Genomic DNA, 22,511 nt, shown 5'->3' with positions numbered 1-22,511 from the left:
TTGCAACTATCAAGCTGCCTTACACCCGGCCCGCATGGACATCTACCGCGTTTACTATTTTTCCCTCGTGATCCAGGGCTGCATCAGCCTGGGACTGGCGGCGTGGCTGTGGGCCAAGGCGCCGCACCAGAGCGGCATCAAGCCGCTGGCGCTGTTTTGCGTTGGTATCGGCTTCTGGGCGCTCGGGCAGCTGGGCATGCACCTGGGCGGCGACAGCGTGGCCGCACTGGGCAAGCGCCTGGTCAACTGCGGTCCGATCAACGCGGTGTTCTTCCTGCACTTCGTATTCCGCTTCCTGCAGCGCGACCGCCCGCGCCAGATGCTGGGCATTTACGTGCTGGGCATCGCCACCCTGCTGCTGGTGCAGGTACTCGACATGGGCATGCTGGCGCCCTGGCTGGGCTTCGAGCGCTACTACTTTTTCCCGGTCTGGGGAGCGATACCCGGCGTCGTCGTCACCTCGATCAGCATCTGGGCCTACCTGCTGCTGCTGGCGGCGTGGCCGAAGGCCGCACCCAAACAGCGCGGCAAGATCCTGGCGATCTGGTTCGCCGGCGTGTGGGGCTCGGGCGCCTCGCTGATGTTCCTCAATGCCTCGCTCGGGATCGACATCTTCCCGTACAGCGTGATCCTGCTGCCCGGCTACGCGTTGCTGCTGGTGTTCGGCATCCTGCGCTACGACCTGATGGTGGTGAACCTGTGGGCCAACCGCCTGCTGGCCTGGCTGGTACTGACGGCGATTACGGTGGCTCTCGCGAGCCTGCTCCTGAGCGTGGCCGCGCGCACCGGGTTTGCCTCGCTCGCCGCGGTGCCCCTGTGGCAGCTCTGGCTGCTCGGCACCGCCATGCTGGGCGTGATGCTGGTGCTGGAAGGGCCGTCGCGGCGCGCCATCGAACGGCTGGTCTTCCCCGGCGCGCACCTGGAAGCGGGCGTGCTGGCCGACTGGCGCGTGCGCCTGGACGGCGCCAGCAGCTGGCACGATCTCGAACAAATCGCCGCGTCCACCCTCGGCGCGCACCTGCGGCAGCCGATGCGGGTGGTGCTGGGCGCCGCCAGGCCGGCCGGCGACGGCAAGCCCGGCCTGCACTGCCATCTCGGTCCGAGGAAAGATGGCGAAGCGGCGCACTGGCGCACCGACCTGATGGAGTGGGAAGGCGCGACGCCGAGCGTGACCCGTGTCGGCGAAGTGTTCGGCGCCCTGCTGGCGGCGGCTGCGGCGCGCCTGGACCAGCTGCTGCGCTACGCCGAGCACGAAAAGGAGCGTCTGAAGCAGGCGCACCTGCTGGAACTGGGCGGGCTGGCCGCGACCGTGGCGCACGAATTGCGCAACCCGCTCAACATCATCAGCATGGCGGCGGTCATGTCGCCGCCCGAGACGCGCGCCGAAATCCGTGCCCAGATCGAGCGCGCCGACCATCTGATCCAGGACTTGCTCAGTTATTCGGGCGAGGTGCGCCTGAACCCGCAGCGCGTGGCGGTGGCCGAACTGGTGCAGCGGGTCGCGGCCGGCCATCCGCTGCAAGCCATCGAACTCGATGTCGACGCGGCCCTGTGCCTGCACATCGACCCGATGCGCGGCGAACAAATTCTCGGCAACCTGATTGGCAACGCCATGGCCATGCTGCGCGGCCGCCCGGACCCGCGCATCCTGGTCGACGCCGAAGCGCAGGCCGACGGCCGCGTGCTGCTGCGCGTGTGCGACAACGGCCCGGGCGTGCCCGCCGACCTTGCGGCCGACTTGTTCCAGCCCTTCACCACGCGCCGTCCCGGCGGTACCGGCCTTGGGCTGGCCATCGTGCGGCGCCTGGTCGAGGCCCACGGCGGCACGGTCAGGCTGGGCCAGCGGGCCGGCTGGAACTGCTGCTTCGAACTTCTTTTACCAGGCATGCCGTGACCCAAGAACGCATTCTTCTCGTCGACGACGAACCCGCCTTCCAGCGCCTGTGCGGCAACTGGCTGGCCAGCCTTGGCTACGACGTCAAGGTCGCGGCGTCAAGCGAACAGGTGCTGGCGCTGTGCGCCGAGCACACCTTCGACCTGGTGCTGCTCGACCTGGCGCTGCCGCCATCGTTCCGTCCCGACGAAGGGCTGGCGCTGCTGCCCGGCCTTGCTTCGGCGCCGGTGGTGGTGATGACCGGCCACGCCGACCGCGAACTGGCCCTGCGCGCCATTGCCGCAGGCGCCTGGGACTTTTTACCCAAGCCGCTCGACCCGGACCTGTTGCGCGTGGTGGTCGAGCGCGCGCTGACCAAGCGCCGCCTGGAGCGCGAGCTGGCCGACTGGCGCGCCCGCGCCGAACCAAGCGACGCCACCATGGGCCTGATCGGCATCAGCGCCGACCTGCGCGACCTGCGCGCGCTGATCCGCCGCATCGGGCCGACCGAGGTGCCGGTGATGATCACGGGGCCGAGCGGCACCGGCAAGGAACTGGTGGCGCGCGCGCTGCATGCCAACGGCAAGCGCAGCGCCAAGCCGTTCGTGGCGGTGCATTGCGGGGCGATTCCGGCGGAGCTGTTCGAGAGCGAATTGTTCGGCCATTGCAAGGGCAGCTTCACGGGAGCGGACCGCGACCGCATCGGTTTGATCGCGGCGGCCAACGGCGGCACCTTGTTCCTCGACGAGATCGGCGACATGCCGTTGTCGATGCAGGTCAAGCTGCTGCGCTTTTTGCAGGCCGGGAGTTTTTTCGCGGTTGGGGCGCGCAGCGAAACGCGGGTCGACGTGCGCGTGGTGGCGGCCACCAACCGCGACCTGGCGGCGATGGTGGAAGAGAAATCGTTTCGCGACGATTTGTTTTATCGCCTGAAGGGCATCCAGGTCAGGACCACGGCGCTGGCCGAGCGGGCCGAGGATGTGGCGCTGATCGTGCAGGCGGTGGCGGCCAGGCTGGCGCCGCCCAAGCGGCTCGCGCCGGACGCGCTGGAGTGGGTAGTGTCGCGCAACTGGCCGGGCAATGTGCGCGAGCTGCAGCATTCGGTGTCGACGGCGGCGGCGCTGGCGGGGAGTGCCGACACGATCACGGTCGACGACCTGGCGCTGGCGTGCGGAGAGGCGGCCGCGCCGGTCGTGCTGGAGGGCGATGGCTTGCTCGATGCGCAGGTGGCGGCGCTGGAAAAGCGCCTGATCGTCGCCGCGCTCGACGAGACGTCGCACAATCATACCCACGCCGCGAAACAGCTGGGTATTTCGCGGGTGGGGCTGTTGAACAAGATGAAGCGCTACGGACTACGCTAGCGCGCAGGCTTCAGAAGCAGTGCTCGAGCGCCGGAAAACTGCCATCCTTGACCGCGTTCACATACGCGCTCACGGCGGCGTCGATACTGGTCTGCCCGTCCATGAAGTTCTTCACGAAGCGCGCTTTGCGCCCCGGGAAAACCCCCAGGATGTCGTGCATCACCAGCACCTGGCCCGAACAGTCCGGCCCCGCGCCGATGCCGATCGTCGGCACCTTCAGCGCCTCGGTCAGCTCCTTGCCCAGGGCGCTAGGAATCGCCTCGTACAGCACCAATGCCGCGCCCGCCGCTTCCAGCGCCAGCGAGTCGGCCTTGAGCTGCGCCGCGCTTTCGATGGACTTGCCCTGCACCTTGTAGCCGCCCAGCTGGTGCACCGACTGCGGCGTGAGGCCCAGGTGCGCGCACACTGGAATGGCGCGGTCGGTCAGGAAACGGACCGTCTCGGCCAGCCACGCGCCGCCCTCGATCTTGACCATGTGCGCGCCGGCCTGCATCAGCTGCACCGCGTTGTTGAACGCCGCTTCCGGCGTGCCGTAGCTGCCGAAAGGCATATCGGCGATCACCATCGCGCTCTTGTTGCCCCGCGCGACAGCGGCGGTGTGGTACACAATCTCGGCCACCGTGACCGGCAAGGTCGAGTGATGTCCATTGCAGACCATGCCCAGCGAATCGCCGATCAGCAGCACTTCCACGCCGCAGCGGTCCATCAAGGTCGCGAAGCTGGCGTCGTAGCAGGTCAGCATCGTGATCTTGGCGCCCGATGCGCGCATCGCGTTCAGCGAAGGAATCGTTACCGCCTTCGTCATGACCGGCTTGACCGGCGCCGGAGTCTCGCCGCCCGTCATGTCCTTACCCTGCAGATAACCGCTCATAATAGTCCTTTGATATCAAAATGGTCGCAACGGCGCATAGTGTAATGCCATCGGCCCGAATGTGCCCGGGATGGACTTAAAGTTGTCCCGCCGGAAGGTGCGATAATCGCCGGCCAGGCATCTTGTTTATAGATAAAACATGCAGCTTATGCAAAATGAGTTTTCACGGGCAGGCACGCGGCGCGGCCGCCCCGTGGTGTTGATGGCGATGGCATTCGGGCACGTGCTGGTCGCCTGGTATTTGATCGTCTCCACCAGGAGCGAACGCACTCGGTCCGGGCCGGCGGTATCGTATCTCCAGGTGCTGTTTCCGGTCGCGGAAAAAGCTGTACCCGCCGTGGCGGCCATTCCGCGGGTGCGGCCGCAAACGTCCGCCAAGGGCAAGCGGACCGGTACAGCCGCCGGACGCCGGGAACGCCCTGCGCCGGCAGTGGACGTGCAAGCGGATGCCGCCAGCCGGCCTGTGGAACCTGTCCCCATCTCGCCAGCGCCGGGTTTTGACTTGGGCAAGGCCTTATCCGACGCCAGGCGGATGGGGGCCGAACCGCTGACAGGAATCGACCGTGAGCGTGAGCAGTTGCGCATCAGGGGCGCGGACGATACCGCGCTGGCGAAGGCGGTCGCCAAGGCGCACCGTGCCGACTGCCGCACCGCGCACAGTGGCGATCCGAAAGGAAATCTGTTCGCCTTGATCCCGATTCTCAAGGGCACCCTGAGCGACAAGGGTTGCAAATGGTAAGCGCGTTGACCGTGCCGGATGAAATGGATATGCTCAAACAGCAAGCAGGAACAGGCGGCGCTATCGAACACGATCGGGCGCCAGGTTCGATCCGACAAACTTGAAAGGATGTTCAGCGTGCTCAAAGCAATCTCGAAAGGCGCTCTTCATTAGGTAATTAACTAATGGAGAATACAGTGAAACAGCATGCACGCTTGATCAAGGCGTTTGGCCATAACGAATACGGCCTGGTGGATTTTCCCCAAAAAATATCCGGTACCAGTGTCTCCCGGGTAAAGATCAGAAACGACAACGGTTGTTCTCGTTGTTTCCCGCACGGATACGAAACCGTGAACAGCCATATCGTCAACCGCCAACGCTGCTGGAAGCGTCAGCGCAAGACGCAGTGGAAATGATGCGGGCTTAGCGCCCAATTCACCGATTGATTCAAGCTTGTCAATCAACGGCGATGTTCAGCTGAACATCGCCGTTTCAGTGCGCCCCGAACGCTGGGTCAGCTGCGGAAGATGAAGTAGACCGCGCCAACCAGGCACAGCCCGGCCCACACGTAATCGAGCTTGAACGGTTCGCCCATGTAGAACATCGCGAACGGCACGAACACGGTGAGGGTGATGGCTTCTTGCAGGATCTTGAGCTGCGCCAGGCTGTATTGGGTGTGGCCGATGCGGTTGGCCGGCACCTGCAGCAGGTACTCGAACAGGGCGATGGCCCAGCTGACCAGCGCCGCATACCACCACGCCTTGCTCGACATGTTCTTCAGGTGGCCGTACCAGGCGATCGTCATGAATATGTTCGACAACACCAGCAGGCCGGCGGTCTGCACAAAAATCGGAATCTGCATGTCAGTTCAGCCGTTCGATGGCCTGGCCGGCGACAGCTGCCAGATAGTCGCGCGCCGGGCCATGCCCGGGCACGTCGATGATTGGTGCGATTTCCAGCAGCGGCGCCAGCACGAAGGCGCGCTCCAGCATGCGCGGATGCGGCACTTGCAAGGCGGCCGTGTCGATCCGTTCATCGTTGTAGAGCAGGATGTCGAGGTCCAGCGTGCGCGGGGCGTTGCGATAGGGCCGTTCGCGCCCGTGCGCCAGTTCGATCGCCTGCAGCGCGGCCAGCAGGTCTTGCGCACGCAGGTCCGTGTCGATGCAGGCCACCGCGTTGATGTAGTCGTCGCCCGAGGAATCGATGGGCGCGGTGCGCCAGGCCGACGACTGCGCCAGCAGGCGGCAGGCGTCCAGCGCAGCCAGACGCGCCAGGGCGTCGGCCACGTTGGCACGGGCGTCGCCCAGGTTGGCGCCGATGCCGACGTAGGCGATCATTCGTCGCCGCTGGTGCTGCCGGTGGTGCTGGTGCTGCCGGTGCTGGTGGCGTTGTCGCCGCCCTCGCCATTGGCGCGGTTGCGCGGTGCGCGCCGTGGTGCGCGCTTGCGCTTGGCGCCTCCCGGCGCGGCGACGGCGCTGGTGAGCAGGTCTTCGCGTTCGACCGCGTCGCCTTCATAGAAAGCGGTCCACCATTCGCCGATCTCCATCTCGATCTCGCCCGACTCGCAGCGCAGCAGCAGGAAGTCGTAGCCGGCGCGGAAGCGCGGGTGTTCCAGCAGCTTGTACGGGGCCTTGCCGTTGCGCCGCTCGAAGCGCGGCTGCATCGACCAGATGTCGCGCATGTCCGAGCCGATCTTGCGCTGCAGGGCCAGTTTTTCGGTCTGCGAATCGAGCACGTCGTCGGCCGCCAGGTGCAGCGCCGGAATCGGCGACTCGCCCGCCGCGCGGTAGGCGGTCCATTTTTCGACGACCTGGTGCCACAGCAGCGAGGCAAACAGGAAGCCCGGCGAGACGCCCTTGCCGGCCTTGATGCGGTTGTCGGTCGACTCCAGCGCCAGGGTCACGAACTTCATGCCGATCGGCTGCTCCAGCACCACGTCGAGCAGCGGCAGCAGGCCGTGATGCAGGCCTTCCTTGCGCAGCTGCTGCAGGCAGGCCAGCGCGTGGCCGCTCATGAGGAGCTTGAGCATTTCGTCGAACACGCGCGCGGCCGGCACGTTGTTGATCAATGGCGCCATGATCGGAATCGGTTCGCGCGTGTGCGGCTCGATGGTGAAACCCAGGCGCGCGGCGAAGCGCACCACGCGCAGCAGGCGCACCGGGTCTTCGCGGTAGCGCGCTTCGGGCTGGCCGATGATGCGCAGGGTCTTGTCGCGAATGTCGGCAATGCCGCCGTGGTAGTCGAGCACCACTTGCGTGGCCGGATCGTAGTACATGGCGTTGATGGTGAAGTCGCGCCGCATCGCGTCTTCGTGCTGGGGGCCGAAGTTATTGTCGCGCAGGACCCGTCCGTGTTCGTCCTTGGGCGCGCTCGCTTCGCCGGCGCCGCGGAAGGTGGTCACCTCCAGCAGGTCGGAGCCGAACATCACGTGCACGATCTGGAAGCGCTTGCCGATGATGAAGGCGCGCCGGAACAGGCGCTTGACCTGTTCGGGCGTGGCATCGGTGGCGATGTCGAAGTCCTTCGGTTTGACCGACAGCAGCAGGTCGCGCACAGCGCCGCCCACCACGAACGCCTTGAAGCCCGCCTCCTGCAATGTTTGAGTCACGCGGATCGCGTTCGACGACAGCAGCTTGGGGTCGATCCCGTGCTCCGCCGGTCCCAGGATCACGGGTTCGGTCAGGTCGCGCACTGGCTGCTTCTCTTTGACGCCGAGGATTTTGCGGATGAATTTTTTAATCATTGAATAGATGGAGTAAAGGCCAGCCAAGGCGTGTGGCGTGGGTCGCCAGCACGGCGTTCGGGTTGGTCGCGACGGGGTGGGTGACGACGGACAGAAGGGGGAGATCGTTGTGCGAATCGCTGTAGAAGTGGCTGCGCCCAAAAGCATCGAGCGGGGTGCCTATCTGCGCCAGCCAGGCGTGGGTGTGGGTGACCTTGCCCGCACCCTGGGTCGGCACGCCAAGCAGTTTGCCGGTCAGGTTGCCGTGTTCGTCCTCTTCGGGGATGGCGGCGATCAGGTGCTCCACCCCCAGCGCCCTGGCGATCGGCGCGGTCACGAAGCGGTTGGTGGCGGTGATGATGGCCACCAGGTCGCCGGCGTCCTGGTGCCGCCGCAGCAGTGCGCGCGCGCTCGGCAGGATGGCCGGTTCGATCACCTCGGCCATGAAGCGCGCGTGCATGGCGTCGAGTTCCTTGCGCGGAAAGCGCGCCAGGGTGCCGAGGGCGAATTCGAGGTACTCGACCGGGTCGATCGTGCCGGCCTTGTACTGTTCGAAAAATTCGTCGTTGCGGCGCTTGAATTCGAGCGGCTCGACGGCGCCGGTGCGGACTAAAAATTCGCCCCATTCGTGGTCCGAATCGATCGGCAGCAGGGTGTGGTCCAGGTCAAACAGCGCCAGGTTCTTCATTCTTTGGTGTCCGCTTGCGGGTTCGCTTGTAAGAGTAAATCGCGCAGCAACGGCAGGGTCACCGGTCGCTGGGTTTCGAGGGAATACTGATCGAGTGCGTCTAGCATCGTCGACAGGGAGCGCATGTCGCGCTTGAAATGGGACAGCAGATAGGGTAACACGCTGGCCGACAAGGTCAAACCGCGCGCTTCGGCGGCGTGCGTGAGCGCGGCGATCTTCTGTTCGTCGGCCAGGCCGTGGATCTGGTAGATCAGCCCCCAGCCCATGCGCGTGCGCAGGTCTTCGCGGACCGGCAGCACCACCGGCGGCACCGGCCCGGTGCTGACCATGTAGGCGCCGTGTTCGCGGATCTGGTTGAACAGCGCAAAGGCGTCGATCTGGGCCTGCGGCGAGAGCTGTTCGCAGTCGTCGAGCAGGTACAGGGTGGTGTCCGGGGTGTAGGTGAATTCGGATTCCGGCGCGTTGCAGGCGATGTAGCGCGAGCCGGGGGTGGCGGCCAGGGCCTGCAGCAGGTGGGTCTTGCCGGCGCCGGTCTCGCCCCACAGGTAGGCGAAATGTTCGCGCGAACGACGCTCCGCGAACTGGTGCATCAGATGCGCCAGTTCGGCATTTTGCCCTACCTCGAAGGTATCGAGGCTGTGCGCCTGCTCTGCGCCCAAATCGAGTACCAGCTGTTTCATGAGTTCATTCTTGCGCCGTCGTATACATCAGGCATCATTATAGAAGCTGCCACGCGGATCGTGGGGGTGGCGATGGGGGCGGCTGGCCGGCCCGGTGCTGCGGTGCTTTGGCGGAGAGAATGAGCATCTTATTGTTGTAATGTGGGTTAAATCGGCTATGGACGGGGCATTTTGATAAAATAGCGGATTGACCAGTTTTGGCCGTCCTCGGCTTGAATCGGTTCGCCGCCTTCTATTTTACCGCCTCCGCTGCCAAATACACCATGAGCCAACTTTCTAATGTTTCCCTCTCCTACCGCGACGCCGGTGTCGATATCGATGCGGGCGACGCCCTGGTCGAAGCGATCAAGCCGTTTGCCAAGAAAACCATGCGCGAAGGCGTCATGGGCGGCATCGGCGGTTTCGGCGCGCTGTTCGAGATCAGCAAGAAGTTCAAGGAGCCGGTCCTGGTGTCCGGCACCGACGGCGTGGGCACCAAGCTCAGGCTCGCGTTCGAACTGAACCGCCATGACACGGTCGGCATCGACCTGGTCGCCATGAGCGTGAACGATATCCTGGTGCAGGGCGCCGAGCCGCTGTTCTTCCTCGATTATTTCGCATGCGGCAAGCTGGACGTGCCGACCGCGACCGCCGTGGTCAAGGGCATCGCCCAGGGCTGCGAGCAGGCCGGTTGCGCCCTGATCGGCGGCGAAACCGCTGAAATGCCGAGCATGTACCCGGCCGGCGAGTACGACCTGGCCGGTTTCGCGGTCGGCGCGGTGGAAAAATCGAAGATCATCGACGGTACCAAGATCTGCCCGGGCGACGTGGTGCTGGGCCTGGCCTCGTCGGGCGTGCACTCGAACGGGTACTCGCTGGTGCGCAAGATCATCGAAGTGGCCAAGCCGGACCTGAACGCCGACTTCCACGGCCGTCCGCTGGCCGACGTACTGATGGAGCCGACCCGTATTTACGTCAAGCCATTGCTGGCGCTGATGGAATCGATGGAAGTCAAAGGCATGGTGCACATCACCGGCGGCGGGCTGGTCGAAAACGTGCCGCGCGTGCTGCAGCCGGGGCTGACGGCGGTGCTCGATTCGACGGCATGGACCATGCCGCCGCTGTTCCAGTGGCTGCAACAGCACGGCGGCGTGGCCGATGCCGAAATGCACCGCGTGTTCAACTGCGGCATCGGCATGATCGTCATCGTGTCGAAAGAAAACGCGGATGCGGCGTTTGCGCAGTTGCAGGCGGCCGGCGAGACGGTCTCGCGCATCGGCACGATCCGCGCGCGCGCGGGCGACGAGCACCAGACGATCGTCAGCTAAACGCTTTGCGGTCAAACAAAAAACGGACGGCGCCTTCGGGTCCCGTCCGTTTTTTTGATTTTTTTCATGTCGACCATGCCGGGCATTACTGGCTTGGCGGAACAGCGGCAGCGCCAGCGATATTTACTTCTGGTTGCTGGCAAGTTCCTTGCGCCGCGCCGCGATGGCTTGCTTGACTGTCATCTTGTAGTCGATGTCCTGGGCCATTGTGTGCTGCGCCACGTAGGACACCAGCAGTTCGCTCTCTTCCGGGGTCAGCGCCTTTTTCAGCGCTGCGCCCTTGACCGGATCGCCGCTGTCGGCCAAGGTGACATCGAGCGGCCCGTTGCAGGCGGCCAGCAGCAGGGGAAAGCACACACACGCCAGAATCAGATTTTTCATCATCGTTCCAGTCAAGGATAGTAACCATAACTTAACACAGTCCTATCATAAAATGCCTTTTTAAAAACGTTTTGTTTTTTATAAGTGGCGTGTGTGTTGCGCGCCCGTTACTGCGTGCCTTTCACCTTGTGACTGATGGCAATTCGGCTGACCTTGGGATCGGCCGCGATCTGCGCGTCGGTAAAGGGCAGGGTGTGCCAGGCTTTGCGCGAATACAGCTCGCTCTGGTCCGCGTAGTGGGGCGAGGCCGGGTCGACCGACTGCGAGTAGGCGAGCATGGCTTGCGCCTGCGGGCCGTTGCGGTCGAACATCACGGTCTGCACGTAGCTGCCGCCTTCGGTTACCTCGCGCCCGCCCCCTTTGGCCGGCTCGCTGGCGATGACGTTATAGATGCCGTACTGGTAGCGTCCGCCATGGATGGGAATCCGCTTGCCGTTGCGCTCGGTGTGCTGGATGTCGCCCCAGGTGCTGTTCAGGCCCCAGCCGTTCGCTTCCATCTCGAGCACGGCGTTGGCCAGGGCCGTGCGCAGGGCATGCACGCCGTCCGCATCGTCCACGCGCAGGCCGCGCGGCGTGCCCACCGGATCGGCCGCGTTGAAGGGCACGGCCCAGAACAGGGGCGAGCCGTACAGCTGGTCCCACACGCTGGCGAAATAGCCGAAGCCGATATTGGTCTCCAGGTTGGCCGTGCGGTCCCAGGCGCGCAGTCTGGCGCAGGCCGGCGCCAGGTCGACCATGGCGCCGTTGGCGGCGCGCGCCTGGCGTTCGCCGTCGCAGGCGCGCAGCACGTCGTCCATGATCTGGCCGGCGTAGTAGACGCGGTTGCTGAACAAGAGCCCTTGCAGCTGGGGCATCGACATGCGCCGGCCAGGCTGGCCATCGGTGCCGGCCAGGCGCGCCTGTAATTGGGCGATGCCGATGCGGGTGCGCCCGCTTTGCTCCTGCGCGTCGACACTGACAATCGACGGAAAGCCGGTCAGCGGCGCGGCCGGATTGGTCAGCCAGGCGCTGTCGTTCGAGTTCTGCACGAAATCGTCGCGTTCCAGGCGCGGCAGGCTGGCGCCGGCGAAGATGCCGCTTTGCGGCGCGCCCGGGTCGTTGCCGGGGCGGCAGGCGCTGGTCGACGCGTCCAGCACCAGCACGCCGCCGGCCGCGGCCTCGCGGAAGGCTTCCGGCACGCACGCTTTTTCCTTGGCCAGCGGCACATTCGGCACCACCGTCACGTCCAGATACATGGTCTTGCCCTCCTTGTCGGCGGCGATGGTGCCGACCCACGGCAGGCCGACGATGCGGTCGATGCCGTCGCGCAGCTCGTTCACGCTGCGCGCGCTGTTCATGGCGCGCCATTGTTCCAGCATGCGGTGATTGCCCATGTTGGCGTCAAGCAGGGTGTAGGCGACCTTGCGGTTCCACTCCAGCTGGTCCGGCAGGCGCATCACCACGCCCACCTCGGTCTGGTAAAAATCGTGGCTGCGCGTGGCCAGGCTGCCGTCCGGCTGGCGCACCTCGACCTCGATGCGCTTGCGCGTCATGGGCTGGGACTTGCCGTCGACCATGTAGCTGGTCGGATCGCGCGGGTCGAGCTGCAACTGGTGCACGGTGAAGTGGCTGGAGGTGTTGTTGGTGTGGGTCCACGCCACGTCCTTGTTGAAGCCGATGCTGACCATCGGCATGCCGCCCAGCGAGGCGCCCATCACGTCGAGCTTGCCGGGAATGGTCAGGTGCAGCTGGTAAAAGCGCAAATCGCCGTTCCACCAGTTATGGGGATTGGCCAGCAGCAGGCCCTGGCCATTCTCGGTAGCATCTTTGCCCAGGGCCACGCCGTTGCTGCCGGTGCGGGCGTGCCGCTGTTGCCAGTATTGCGGATCGATCAAGCCGGGACCGCCACGGCGTGCGCCGGCCGCGCGCGCCGCCGGTGCCGGCGCGCCCATGGCCGGCGGCGCTGCGGCCACCAGGGCTTCGATGAAACGGCTGCCCGCGCCCTCGGCGGCGTAGCGGCGCACGATTTTCATCATGTCGGCGCTGGTCATGCTGCGCACCCAGGGGGCGTTCTTGCAGGCGTCGGGCAAGCCGTCCTTGCCGCGCTCGTCCAGGTACTGGTTGTAGCCGGCCACATAGCCTTCGACCAGCGCGCGCATCGGCGCCGGCTGCTGCTGCCAGGCAGTGGCCACCGCGTCCGCTTCGTTGATGAGGCGATAGAAGAAGTCGGAAGCCAGGTTGGGCGCCGTGTCCTCGGTCGCGCCGCGCGCCTGCGCGCCGAAATACTTGGCGCGTTCGCCGTTGGCGGTGACGATGCGCTCGGCCAGCAGGCACACATTGTCTTGCGCGTAGGCATAGCCGATGCCGTAGCCGAGGCCGCCGTCGTCATCGGCCTTGATGTGCGGGATGCCGTAGGCGGTGCGGCGGATTTCGGCGGCGTATTTGGGCGCCGCTTCGGCCGGCGTGCCGTCCTTGTCGCCGCAGGCGGCGAGCGCCAGCAGGATGGCGGCGGTGCTGGCGCGCAGCAGCGGGGAGGATGAAGGGGAGTGCAGGGTCATGGCGGTCCGGGGTGGGTTGACGGGACCGCAGTGTTGCGTTGTTACTGTTGCCAAAACAATCAAAATACGAAAAGGGCAAGCAGATGCGCCGGGACGGTGCATCGGGCGGTACCTGGAGCAGCGTTTCTACAAGCTCTCCAGATACAAGCTGTTGCGAAGGTGCAGGCTGGCGGAGCGAAGGAAAACAAAGAAGCTTGGGCGCATGTGGTCTTTTTTGAACTATATTCGCTTCTTCATGAGCACTTTTCATCCATTGCCAGTTGGCGCGATGCAAGAGCTCATGCGACACTTTTTGACGGAACAAGCTGTTATGGCCACTGTTCCTTCACCCAGGCTGACGCACAATACCGACTAATCAAAGCGAACTTTTGGGCACACCAATGAAAATTGCACTCACCTTCGGCGCGCTCTTGTTGAGTTTTTGCTTGCCGTCTATTGCAGGAACATCGAACGTGATGGCCCCAAGCCGTACCAATGCCGAGAACTACAAGGACAGGGCGCTGGCTGCGTGCATCTCCAACGCCTACAAGGGGTCGCCGGCAGGCGATGATGCAAGCGTCACCACGAGCGTGTTTTTGGAGTGGACGTATTACGATTTCGATAAAGGCAACCCTGCCACGGAGCGCTTGGCAGAGCAATACCTACGCCGTGACTACACTAACCCGTTTGAAGCTTACGTCGGCGCCGAATTCAAGCTGCTCAAGTGCCTGGACATGTTCCACAGCAAGGAACTGAATGAACAAGTCCGTCAGTACGTCCCTCATCCCGATTGGGTGCGTGATAAGCCTCCTAAGCGCAAGAAGAAATAGAGCGGTCTTCGCCCCGGAATCCCGACGTCAGGAGAATCTACCCGGGGGCCTCACTTAGCGCGGGCGATGTCTGCCCTATTTCTTGCCCAGGATCTTCTCGACCGGCGCCGGACGCAGGCGGAAGGCGTCCGGCATGCCCGAACCGAGCAGCGGGCGCAGGTACAGGCGGAAGGCGTCGGTGACGTCGGTGCCGCTCTCGCTGATGAAGATGTCTTCCATCGTGCGCGTCTTGCCGGCCACGCTTTCCAGGGGCACCAGTTCATAGTCGACCGAGTAGTAGCCGGTGCGCTTGATCGCCACCGAGCCGTCGCGCTCGCCCCACATGGCGAACTGCACCGCTTTTTCGCCCACTTCGCGCGCCTCGCGCTGGTCGACGTCCGACACGCAGCCAATGAACGAGCGTTGCAGGTAGCCAAAGGTGTCGCCGCGCACGCGCTTGATGCCGAGCCTGGACTTGATTTCGTCGCACAGCAAGTCGGCCAGCGCGCCGGTGCCCGACAGCTGCACATTGCCGTGCGCATCGCGCTCGATGTCGCTCGAGAGCAAACTGGCGATCGCTTCGCCCGAGGCGTCGTGGATGCCTTCGGACACGGCGATCACGCAGCGCCCGTAGCGCTCGTAGGTGGCCTTGACGTCGGCCAGGAATTGTTCGAGCACGAAGGTGCGCTCGGGCAGGTAGATCAGGTGCGGGCCGTCGTCGGGAAATTTCTTGCCGAGCGCGGCGGCGGCGGTCAGGAAGCCGGCATGCCGTCCCATCACCACCCCCACGTACACGCCGGGCAAGGCCGCGTTGTCGAGATTGGCGCCGGCGAAGGCTTGCGCGACAAACCGCGCGGCCGAGGGAAAGCCGGGCGTGTGATCGTTGCCGACCAGATCGTTATCGATGGTTTTGGGAATGTGAATGCAGCGCAGCGGATAGCCGGCCTTTTGCGCCTCCAGGCTGACGATGCGCACCGTGTCCGATGAATCGTTGCCGCCGATGTAGAAAAAATGCTCGATTTCGTGTGCGCGCAGCACCTCGAAAATTTTCTGGCAATAGGCCATATCGGGCTTGTCGCGGGTCGAGCCGAGCGCCGAGGAAGGCGTCTTGCCGACCAGCTCCAGGTTGTGGCTGGTTTCCTGGGTCAGGTCGATGAAGTCTTCGTCGACGATGCCGCGTACCCCGTGCATGGCGCCGTACACGCGCGTGACGTTGCGAAAGCGGCGCGCTTCGAGCACCACGCCGACCATCGACTGGTTGATCACGGCGGTGGGTCCGCCTCCCTGTGCGACCAGAATTTTTCCTGACGACATGTGCATCTCCTTGAGGTGAGAACAGGCAGTCTACCGCCACGGCGGCCGGCTGCCTGTTTCTTTACAGCTTGGGACGAACAACGACGGACAACTCAGGGCTTGGCTGCCGCCTTGCCATCGGCCTTGCGCGTCACCGTCATGGTCGAGAACGCCGGATCGGCCTTGATCTGCGCTTCCGTGTACGGCTGGGTGATCCATTCCTTCTTCGAAAAGCGCTCGGTCTGGTCGGCGAAATGCTTCGAGGCCGGGTCGGTCGATTGCGAGTAGGCCAGCATGGCTTGCACTTGCGGACCATCCTTGTTGAAGGACACGGTCTGGATGTAGCTGGTGCCGTAGATCACTTCGAGCTTGCCGTCGCCGGCCGGCACGGTGCCGATCGCGTTGTACACGCCATCGGCGCCCTTGCCGCCGTGGACAGGAATGCGGCGGGTGCCGCGCGTGGCCAGCTGCACGTCGCCCCAGCGCGCATCTTGCGACACGCCCAGTTTCGCCACGTCCTGCGCCGCCGCCGCCAGCGCCTGGCGTACCGTGGTGGCGATGGCCGGGTTGTCGCGGTTCAGGCCGCGCGGGGTGTTGACCGGGTCGGCCGGGTTGAACGGCACCGCCCACATGCCCGGCACGCGCAGGATGCGCTCCCACAGGCCGGTGAAGTACAGGTAGCCGATGTTGCTGTCGAGGTTGACCGTGCGGTCCCACTGGTTCAGGCGCGCGCAGGCGGTCGTGATATCGCCGCTGTCGGCCTGCTCGCCGCGGCACAGCGCCAGCACGTCGTCCATGATCTGGTCGGCGTAGTAGACGCGGTTGCTCAGGGCCAAAGCCTGCAATTGCGCAACCGTCATCTTGCGGCCGGCCAGGCCGTCGGTGCCGGCCAGGCGTTTCTGCACCTGGGTGATGCCGAGGCGGGTGCGGCCGAACTGCTCGACATTGTCGACGCTGACGATGTCCGGGAAGCCGGTCAGCGGCGCTTGCGGGTTGGACAGCCAGGCGCTGTCGTTGGAGTTCTGCACGTAGTCGCTGCGCACCAGGCGCGGCAGGCTGGCGCCGGCGAAGATGCCCGGCTGCGGCGCGGCCTTGTCGATGGCGGGGGCGCAGGCGCTGGTGGCGCCGTTGAGCACGAACAGGCCGCGCGCCGCCAGCGGTTTGAACGGCGCCGGCACGCAGGCGTCCTGCATGGCTTTGGTGACATGCGGGACCACGGTGACGTCCATGAACAGCGCCGCGCCTTCCTTGTCGACGGCCAGGGTGTTGACCCATGGCAGGCCGACGGTGCGGTCGATCGCGCCCTTGAACTCGTCCAGGCTGCGCGCCGTGTTCATGCCGTACCACTGTTCCAGCAGGCGATGGTTGCCGAGGTTGGCGTCGTTGATCGAAAACGCCATGCCGGCGTTCCAGTCGAGCTGGCCGGGAATGACGACCACCGGGCCGTACTGGCTGCTGTAGAAGGTGCGCGTCTGGGTGCTCAGCAGGCCGTTCGCGTCCTTGACCTCGACGCTGACGCTCTTGCGCGTCATGGCCTGCGGCTTGCCGTCGACGATGTACTTGGTCGGATCGCTCGGGTCGAGCGGCGTCATGTGCACCGTGAAGTGGGCCGAGTTGTTGACCGTGTGGGTCCAGGCCAGGTTCTGGTTGAAGCCGATATTGACCATCGGCATGCCACCGAGGGCCGCGCCCATCGCGTCGAGCTTGCCGGGAATGGTCAGGTGCAGCTGGTAGAAGCGCAGCGCGCCGCGCCATGGGAAGTGCGGAGTGCCGAGCAGCATGCCCTGGCCGTTGTCGGTGGCATCCTTGCCAAGCGCCACGGCATTGCTGCCGGTGCGTTCGCGCATCGCGACCCAGTAGTCGGGGTCCATCGGATGCATGCCGGCCTTGGGCGGCACGGCCGGGATCAAGCCATTCTGGCCGGGCGGCGTGGCGCCCACCATGGCCGCGATGAACTGGCCGGAACTCGCTTCGGCGGCGTAGCGGCGCAGCAGGCGGATCATGTCCTGCTCGTTCACCTTGCGTACCCAGGAGCCGTTCTTGCAGGCGGTGGGCAGGTTGTTCATGCCGGTCTTGTCGAGGTAATCGTTGTAGCCGGCGACGTAGCCTTCGATCATCGCTTTCATCGGTGCCGAATGGGCGTTCCAGGCCGTTTTGACGGCCTCGTCATCGTTGATGATGCGGTAGAAGAAATCGGTCTGCAGGTTCGGGATGTCCGAGGTCTGGCGCGTCGCGCTTGGGCCGAAGTGTTTCGAGCGCTCGCCGCTGACGGTGGTGAATTCGTCGGCCATCAGGCAGACATTGTCTTGCGCGTAGGCGGTCGCCACGCCGTAGGCCAGGCTGCCTTCATCGTTGGCCTTGATGTGCGGCACGCCGAACGAAGTGCGGCTGATCTCGGCCTGGTATTTGGCGGCTGGTTCGCCCGGCTTGGCCGGCTTGGAATCGGAAGAGTCGTCGTTACTGCAACCGGCGGCAAAGGCCATGGCAACGGCGCCGGCGAGCGCCAGCAAGCGGGGCGCGCGGTGGTACTTGAAAGGGATGGTCATGTAGGTCTCGTGTTAAGGGCATTTGATGGCGCAGCAGAGCGATATTTTATATCGAAAATACATAAAAATTGTAGAAATATTAACTTTGAGAACGCGCTGCGGACGTGGTAGAAATGGGCGTCCGGCAGGCGTTCGGTGAGCCTGCGGCAGACCTGCGCGAGCGCCCTCAAGCCGCCTTGCCGTCCAGTGAAGCGAGCTCTGCCTTGCTAAGCCCGGAACGGGCTTTCTGGTACGACCAGGCCAGCAATTCGGCCAGCCACTCCGGCGGAAAACTGCACACATCGACGATCGTCACCCAATGAAAGCGGCCCATGTAGCGCGCCGGTTTCACGCCAGGCATGGCGGTCAGACCGAGAAACAGATCGGGCGCGACGCGCAGGCTGAACCGCCATTTTTCCGGTTCGCTGGTCTTGAAGTAGGCAAACTTCTTTCCGCCCACCGCATACTCCAGAATATTGCCCGGATGCGGATGCAAAGTCTCGCTTGCATGCGCAAAGGCGCGGCAGCGCTGTTGTAATTGTTGCGTGTTCATGACAGTGGCGGCCTGTTACGGCGTGCCGATGTGGCGCCCGAGAAATTTTTCGACCCGTCCCCAGAAGTCGATGCGGTTTTTTGGCAACGACCAGCCATGCCCTTCTTCCTGATACACGACCCAGTCGATGTCGGGATTGCGGGCTTTGACGGCGTCGTAGAATTTCTTGCCGTGATACAGCGGCACGCGCCGGTCGGCCCCGCCATAGGCCATCAGCAGCGGCTGGGTGATGCGCGCGGCCTGCAGCAGCGGCGAGGTGGCGCGCAGCTGGGCCGCATCCTTGTCGGGGTCGCCGATCAGGACCGGCGCGCCGTACTTCAGGTAGGCGCTGGTGGCATCCGAGGTAGCGCTCCAGTGGCCCGTGTAGAGCAGCTCGATGTCGGTCACGCCAGCCCAGTTGATGCCGCACTTGTACAGGGCCGGATCGTTTACCAGGCCCATCAGGGTGGCATAGCCGCCGTAGCTGCCGCCGGCGATGCAGATGCGTTTGGGGTCGGCGATGCCCTGGGCGATGGCCCATCGGGTGGCGTCGGCAATGTCGTCCTGCATCTTCAAGCCCCATTGCTTCCAGCCGGCCTTGTAGTGTTTGTTGCCGAAGCCGGTACTGCCGCGAAATTCGGGTTGCAGCACCGCGTAGCCGCGCGAGGCCAGGAACTGGCTCTCGGCCGACCAGCCCCATTCGCTGCCGCGCAGGTAGGGGCCGCCGTGCACCAGCACCACCATCGGCAGGTTCTTGCGCTGGTCCTGGCCCTTGCCCTGGTATGGGCCGGCCGGGTTCGGCAGCGTGAGCCAGGCCGGCAGCGCCAGGCCGTCGCTTGCCGTCAGGCGCACCAGTTCCTGGGTGGCCATGTGCGCCGGCACGATGCGCTCACGGGTGCCGCCGACGCCGTTGAATTTGCCGGTATCGGTGTTGTACAAGGCGTAGTACTCGGGTTGCTGGTCGGAATACGATTGCACCAGCACCCAGGGACTGTCGGGGCGCGCCGCCGGCGTGATCAGGTTGACGGTCGAGGGCAGGGCGGCGTCGATGCTCGCCTGCAGGGTTTTCATCTTGCTGTCGAACCACACCGTGGCTTGCGCGTCGCTCAGGTAGCGCACCCCCAGCAGCTTCTCGCCCGAGGTGACCAGCTGGCCCTTGAAGTCGTAGTCGGCCAGCGACACCAGCGGCTCGGCGCTGATGCGCTTGCTGGCCAGGTCGAAGGTATGCAGCGCCAGCTTGTCCTTGCCGGCGTCGCTGCTCACGTACAAGGTGCCGTCCGGGCCGAAGGCCAGCGGCGTGAAGGCATCCTTGCCGCCCGCGTAGCGGTCGAAGGAGGCCAGGGTGCGCCATGCATTGCTGGACGGATCGAGATACCAGATGGTTTCGATATTGTTTTCCAGCGCGACGCACAGGCGCGGCTGGCCCTTGTGGTCGAGCAGCCAGCTCACGGCCGGCCCCGGCCGCGCGACCGTCTCGGCGCGTCCGGTCACGGTGTTCAGGCGCATCAGGTTGACGTACTTGATGTCGCCGTTCTCGCGCACGCCGTCGCGCTTGGGATTGGTCAGGTACACCTCGTCGGAGGCTTGCGCGCCGGCCTGCCTCACCAGGTAGTGGTCGGGCGGCAAGGTGATCCTGGTCACGCTGCGTTGCTTGAAGGCCGCCCAGGTGAGGTGCACCAGCTGCCTGAAATGGCTGCCGTCCCGGTTCACCGCGAACAGGCCCGGGCCGTGCACCACGTCGCCCTGGCCGATGCGCTTGTCGGTCGAGTCCAGCACCAGGCGCTCGTTGTTGACCCATTGGAAGGTGTTGACATCGCGATCGTCGAACTGGGCCACGACCGTGGTGGCGTTGCTGGCCAGGTCGATCACGATCAGGCGGTCGCGCTTGTTATCGTTGGAAAAGCGCACGGCCAGGAACTTGCCGTTGGGGGAAAGTTCCGCTTCGCTGAAAACGGCGTTGTCGAAAAAGGCGGCCAGCGGCGGCGGCGCCGGCGCGGCCGGCTCGGCGGCAAAGGCGGCAAAGGCGGGCGCGGCCAGGGCGCAGACGAGCAGGGCGCAGACGTGCAGGGCGCGACGGTGCGGAAGGGACGGGCGTGCAGCGGGCATGGATGGGCTCGGTAAAGGGGGAGGAAAGACGATGTCCTGTCTATTCTGTCAATACTAGCGTTTTGCCAAGTCCGGCGCCAGTGCTATCGCTCGGCCCCCGCGCGCGCCATGCCGATATGGCGCTGCAAGAATTTTTCGACCCGGCTCCAGAAGTCGATGCGGTTCTTCGGCAGCGACCAGCCATGCGCCTCTTCCTGGTACACCACCCATTCGACGTCGGGATTGTGCTCCTTGAGCGCCTCGACGAACTTCTTGCCGTGGTATAGCGGCACGCGCCGGTCGACCGCGCCGTAGGCCAGCAGCACCGGCTGGCGGATGCGCGCGGCCTGCATCAGCGGCGAGGTGGCGCGCAACTGGGCCGCATCCTTGAGCGGGTCGCCGATCAGGGCCGGGGCGCCGTACTTCAGGTAGCCGCTGCTCATGTCGGAGGCAAAGCTCCAGTGCCCGGTGTAGAGCAAGTTGATGTCGGTCACGCCGACCCAGTTGATGCCGCATTGGTAGAGGGCCGCATCGTTCACCAGTCCCATCAGGGTGGCATAGCCGCCGTAGCTGGCGCCGGCGATGCAGATGCGCCCGGGGTCGGCGATGCCTTCGGTGATGGCCCAGCGGGCGCCGTCGGCCAGATCGTCCTGCATCTTCAAGCCCCATTGTTTCCAGCCGGCGTGGTAGTGCGCCTTGCCGAAGCCGGTGCTGCCGCGAAATTCGGGTTCCAGCACCGCGTAGCCGCGCGAGGCCAGGAACTGGCTGGCGGCCGACCAGCGCCATTCGCCGCCGCGCACCCAGGGGCCGCCGTGCACCAGCAGCACCAGCGGCAGCTTTTTGCGCCCACCGTTGGCCCCGCCATTCGGCACGGTCAGCCAGGCCGGAATGGTCAGGCCGTCGCGCGCCTTGTAGCGCACCGCTTCCTGCGCCGCCATCTGCGCCGGCACGATGCGCTCGTGGGTGCTGCCGACCGGGTTGAACTTGCCGGTGTCGACGTTGTACAGCAGGTAGCGCTCGGGCTGGCGGTCGGAGTACGAGCGCACCAGCACCCACGGCGCCTCGGCGCGGGCCGGCAGCTCGACCAGGTTGACGGTGGCCGGCATGGCGGCGTCGATGGCTTCCTGCAGGGTTTTCATTTTTGCGTCGAACCACACTGTCGAGCGGGCGTCGCTCAGGTAGCGCACCCCGAGCAGCTTGTCGCGCGTGGTGATCAGCTCGCCGCTGAAATCGTAGTCGGCCAGCATCACCAATGGCTCCGCGCTGATTTGCAGGGTGCCCAGGTTGAAGGTATGCAGGGCCTGCTTGTCCTTGCCCCTGGCGCTGGTCACGTACAAGCTGCCGTCGGGGGCGAAGGCGAGCGGGGTGAAGGCATCCTTGCCGCCCAGATAGGCATCGAAGGCGGCGATCTCGCGCCATTGATTGTTGGCCGGGTCCAGGTACCAGGTGGTCTGGATATTCTTGTCGAGCGTGATGCAGATGCGCGGCTCGCCCTTGTGGTCGAGCAGCCAGCCCATCGCCGGACCGGGCCGGCGCACGGTTTCGCTGCGCCCGGTGACGGTATTGAGGCGCAGCAGGTTGACATATTGAAGTTCGCCGTCGCCATGAATCCCGTCGCGCTTGGGATTGGTGACGTACACATCGTCCGAGGTTTGCGCGCCGGTCTGTTCGACCAGAAAATGGTTGGCCGGCAAAATGTTGCTGGCCACGACGCGGTTCTGCAAAAAGGCCCCGCTGGCCTGCACCAGCTGGCGGAACCTGGCGCCGTCGCGGTTGACCGCGTACAGGCCCGGCCAGTAGCGCTCGTCGCCCGGGCCGACGGTGTTGTCGGTGGTGTCGAGCACCAGGCGCTCGTTGTTGACCCACTGGAAGTTGCCGACATCGCGGTCGGCGAAGCTGGCCACCACCTTGACGGCCTGGCTGGCCAGTTCGATCACGATCAGGCGGTCGCGCTGGTTGTCCTTGTTGTAGCGCACCGCGAGAAACTTGCCGTTGGGCGAGAGCGTGGCGGCGCTGAAGGCCGGGTTGTCGAAGAAGTCGGCGAGCGGCGTGGGGGGGGGGGGGGGGGGGCCCGCCCCCCCGCGGGGCCGCCACCCCGGGGGGGGGCCGCCCCGGGCGGCGGGCGGATGGGGGGGGGGGGGGGCCACACG

At 65.1% G+C, this 22,511-nt stretch carries 19 protein-coding genes; 6 read left to right on the top strand and 13 right to left on the bottom strand.

Annotated elements, in window-relative coordinates; translation table 11 throughout:
- The first annotated feature begins 34 nt into the window (after positions 1-34).
- The gene (locus tag F2P45_RS22550) at positions 35-1,894 is read left to right on the top strand and encodes a sensor histidine kinase (protein ID WP_166880147.1); all 1,860 of its coding nucleotides are present in this window, start codon (positions 35-37) and stop codon (positions 1,892-1,894) included.
- A complete protein-coding gene (locus F2P45_RS22545; RefSeq protein ID WP_166880145.1) occupies positions 1,891-3,234 on the top strand; it encodes a sigma-54-dependent transcriptional regulator in 1,344 nt (447 codons plus the stop codon). Before F2P45_RS22550 ends, F2P45_RS22545 begins: the two co-directional genes overlap by 4 nt.
- A gap of 10 nt (positions 3,235-3,244) precedes the next feature.
- On the opposite strand, the gene panB is transcribed toward F2P45_RS22545, so the two are convergent.
- Positions 3,245-4,105, bottom strand: a complete 861-nt coding sequence (gene panB, locus F2P45_RS22540) for a 3-methyl-2-oxobutanoate hydroxymethyltransferase (RefSeq protein WP_166880144.1) — start codon at positions 4,103-4,105, stop codon at positions 3,245-3,247.
- 148 nt (positions 4,106-4,253) lie between these two features.
- Here panB and F2P45_RS22535 point away from each other — a divergent pair, with 148 nt between their 5' ends.
- Entirely contained in the window at positions 4,254-4,844 is a 591-nt protein-coding gene (locus F2P45_RS22535) for a hypothetical protein (RefSeq protein ID WP_166880142.1), read from the top strand.
- Between the two features lie 176 nt (positions 4,845-5,020).
- The gene (locus F2P45_RS22530) at positions 5,021-5,239 is read left to right on the top strand and encodes a phosphate ABC transporter substrate-binding protein (protein WP_166880141.1); all 219 of its coding nucleotides are present in this window, start codon (positions 5,021-5,023) and stop codon (positions 5,237-5,239) included.
- A gap of 98 nt (positions 5,240-5,337) precedes the next feature.
- Here the strand turns inward: F2P45_RS22530 and F2P45_RS22525 are convergent, their stop codons facing one another.
- The 5 genes from F2P45_RS22525 to hda are packed head-to-tail and all read right to left on the bottom strand — an operon-like array spanning position 5,338 to position 8,913.
- Positions 5,338-5,685, bottom strand: coding sequence for a DMT family protein (locus tag F2P45_RS22525; protein ID WP_126077647.1), 348 nt, complete (start codon positions 5,683-5,685; stop codon positions 5,338-5,340).
- A 1-nt stretch (position 5,686) separates the two neighbouring features.
- Complete coding sequence (gene folK, locus F2P45_RS22520; RefSeq protein WP_166880139.1) at positions 5,687-6,160, bottom strand: 2-amino-4-hydroxy-6-hydroxymethyldihydropteridine diphosphokinase; 474 nt, start codon at positions 6,158-6,160, stop codon at positions 5,687-5,689.
- A complete protein-coding gene (gene pcnB, locus F2P45_RS22515; protein WP_166880137.1) occupies positions 6,157-7,566 on the bottom strand; it encodes a polynucleotide adenylyltransferase PcnB in 1,410 nt (469 codons plus the stop codon). Before pcnB ends, folK begins: the two co-directional genes overlap by 4 nt.
- Positions 7,559-8,233, bottom strand: coding sequence for a histidinol-phosphatase (locus F2P45_RS22510; RefSeq protein WP_166880135.1), 675 nt, complete (start codon positions 8,231-8,233; stop codon positions 7,559-7,561). The genes pcnB and F2P45_RS22510 overlap by 8 nt, the downstream gene beginning before the upstream one ends.
- Positions 8,230-8,913 carry a DnaA regulatory inactivator Hda gene (gene hda / locus F2P45_RS22505; RefSeq protein WP_166880134.1) on the bottom strand — a complete coding sequence of 228 codons (684 nt, stop codon included), beginning with the start codon at positions 8,911-8,913 and terminating at the stop codon, positions 8,230-8,232. The genes F2P45_RS22510 and hda overlap by 4 nt, the downstream gene beginning before the upstream one ends.
- A gap of 263 nt (positions 8,914-9,176) precedes the next feature.
- Between hda and purM the strand changes: the two genes are divergently transcribed.
- Positions 9,177-10,220 carry a phosphoribosylformylglycinamidine cyclo-ligase gene (gene purM / locus F2P45_RS22500; protein WP_166880132.1) on the top strand — a complete coding sequence of 348 codons (1,044 nt, stop codon included), beginning with the start codon at positions 9,177-9,179 and terminating at the stop codon, positions 10,218-10,220.
- A gap of 123 nt (positions 10,221-10,343) precedes the next feature.
- Here purM and F2P45_RS22495 read toward each other — a convergent pair whose 3' ends face one another.
- Together F2P45_RS22495 and F2P45_RS22490 are read right to left on the bottom strand one after the other, a co-directional pair.
- A complete protein-coding gene (locus tag F2P45_RS22495; protein WP_166880131.1) occupies positions 10,344-10,601 on the bottom strand; it encodes a hypothetical protein in 258 nt (85 codons plus the stop codon).
- 107 nt (positions 10,602-10,708) lie between these two features.
- The gene (locus tag F2P45_RS22490) at positions 10,709-13,138 is read right to left on the bottom strand and encodes an acylase (RefSeq protein WP_166880129.1); all 2,430 of its coding nucleotides are present in this window, start codon (positions 13,136-13,138) and stop codon (positions 10,709-10,711) included.
- A gap of 380 nt (positions 13,139-13,518) precedes the next feature.
- Between F2P45_RS22490 and F2P45_RS22485 the strand changes: the two genes are divergently transcribed.
- Positions 13,519-13,947: a type VI secretion system amidase immunity protein Tai4 gene (locus F2P45_RS22485; protein ID WP_166880127.1), complete on the top strand. Its 429-nt coding sequence runs from the start codon at positions 13,519-13,521 to the stop codon at positions 13,945-13,947.
- A 75-nt stretch (positions 13,948-14,022) separates the two neighbouring features.
- Here F2P45_RS22485 and F2P45_RS22480 read toward each other — a convergent pair whose 3' ends face one another.
- The 5 genes from F2P45_RS22480 to F2P45_RS22460 form a co-directional block, all read right to left on the bottom strand.
- Positions 14,023-15,240 carry a 6-phosphofructokinase gene (locus F2P45_RS22480; protein WP_166880125.1) on the bottom strand — a complete coding sequence of 406 codons (1,218 nt, stop codon included), beginning with the start codon at positions 15,238-15,240 and terminating at the stop codon, positions 14,023-14,025.
- A gap of 92 nt (positions 15,241-15,332) precedes the next feature.
- Entirely contained in the window at positions 15,333-17,765 is a 2,433-nt protein-coding gene (locus F2P45_RS22475) for an acylase (RefSeq protein ID WP_166880124.1), read from the bottom strand.
- Positions 17,766-17,931: 166 nt separating this feature from the next.
- Positions 17,932-18,297, bottom strand: coding sequence for an MmcQ/YjbR family DNA-binding protein (locus F2P45_RS22470; protein ID WP_166880122.1), 366 nt, complete (start codon positions 18,295-18,297; stop codon positions 17,932-17,934).
- A 15-nt stretch (positions 18,298-18,312) separates the two neighbouring features.
- Positions 18,313-20,382 carry an alpha/beta hydrolase family protein gene (locus tag F2P45_RS22465; RefSeq protein WP_166880120.1) on the bottom strand — a complete coding sequence of 690 codons (2,070 nt, stop codon included), beginning with the start codon at positions 20,380-20,382 and terminating at the stop codon, positions 18,313-18,315.
- Positions 20,383-20,465: 83 nt separating this feature from the next.
- On the bottom strand, positions 20,466-22,337 hold the full coding sequence (locus F2P45_RS22460) for an alpha/beta hydrolase family protein (RefSeq protein ID WP_370663295.1): 1,872 nt from the start codon (positions 22,335-22,337) through the stop codon (positions 20,466-20,468).
- Positions 22,338-22,511 lie beyond the last annotated feature (174 nt).

It is taken from the genome of Massilia mucilaginosa (assembly GCF_011682145.1).
GTDB classification, from domain to species: domain Bacteria; phylum Pseudomonadota; class Gammaproteobacteria; order Burkholderiales; family Burkholderiaceae_D; genus Telluria_A; species Telluria_A mucilaginosa.
Note: the sequence above shows the minus strand (reverse complement) of the source record. Positions and strands in the feature narration are given on the sequence as shown.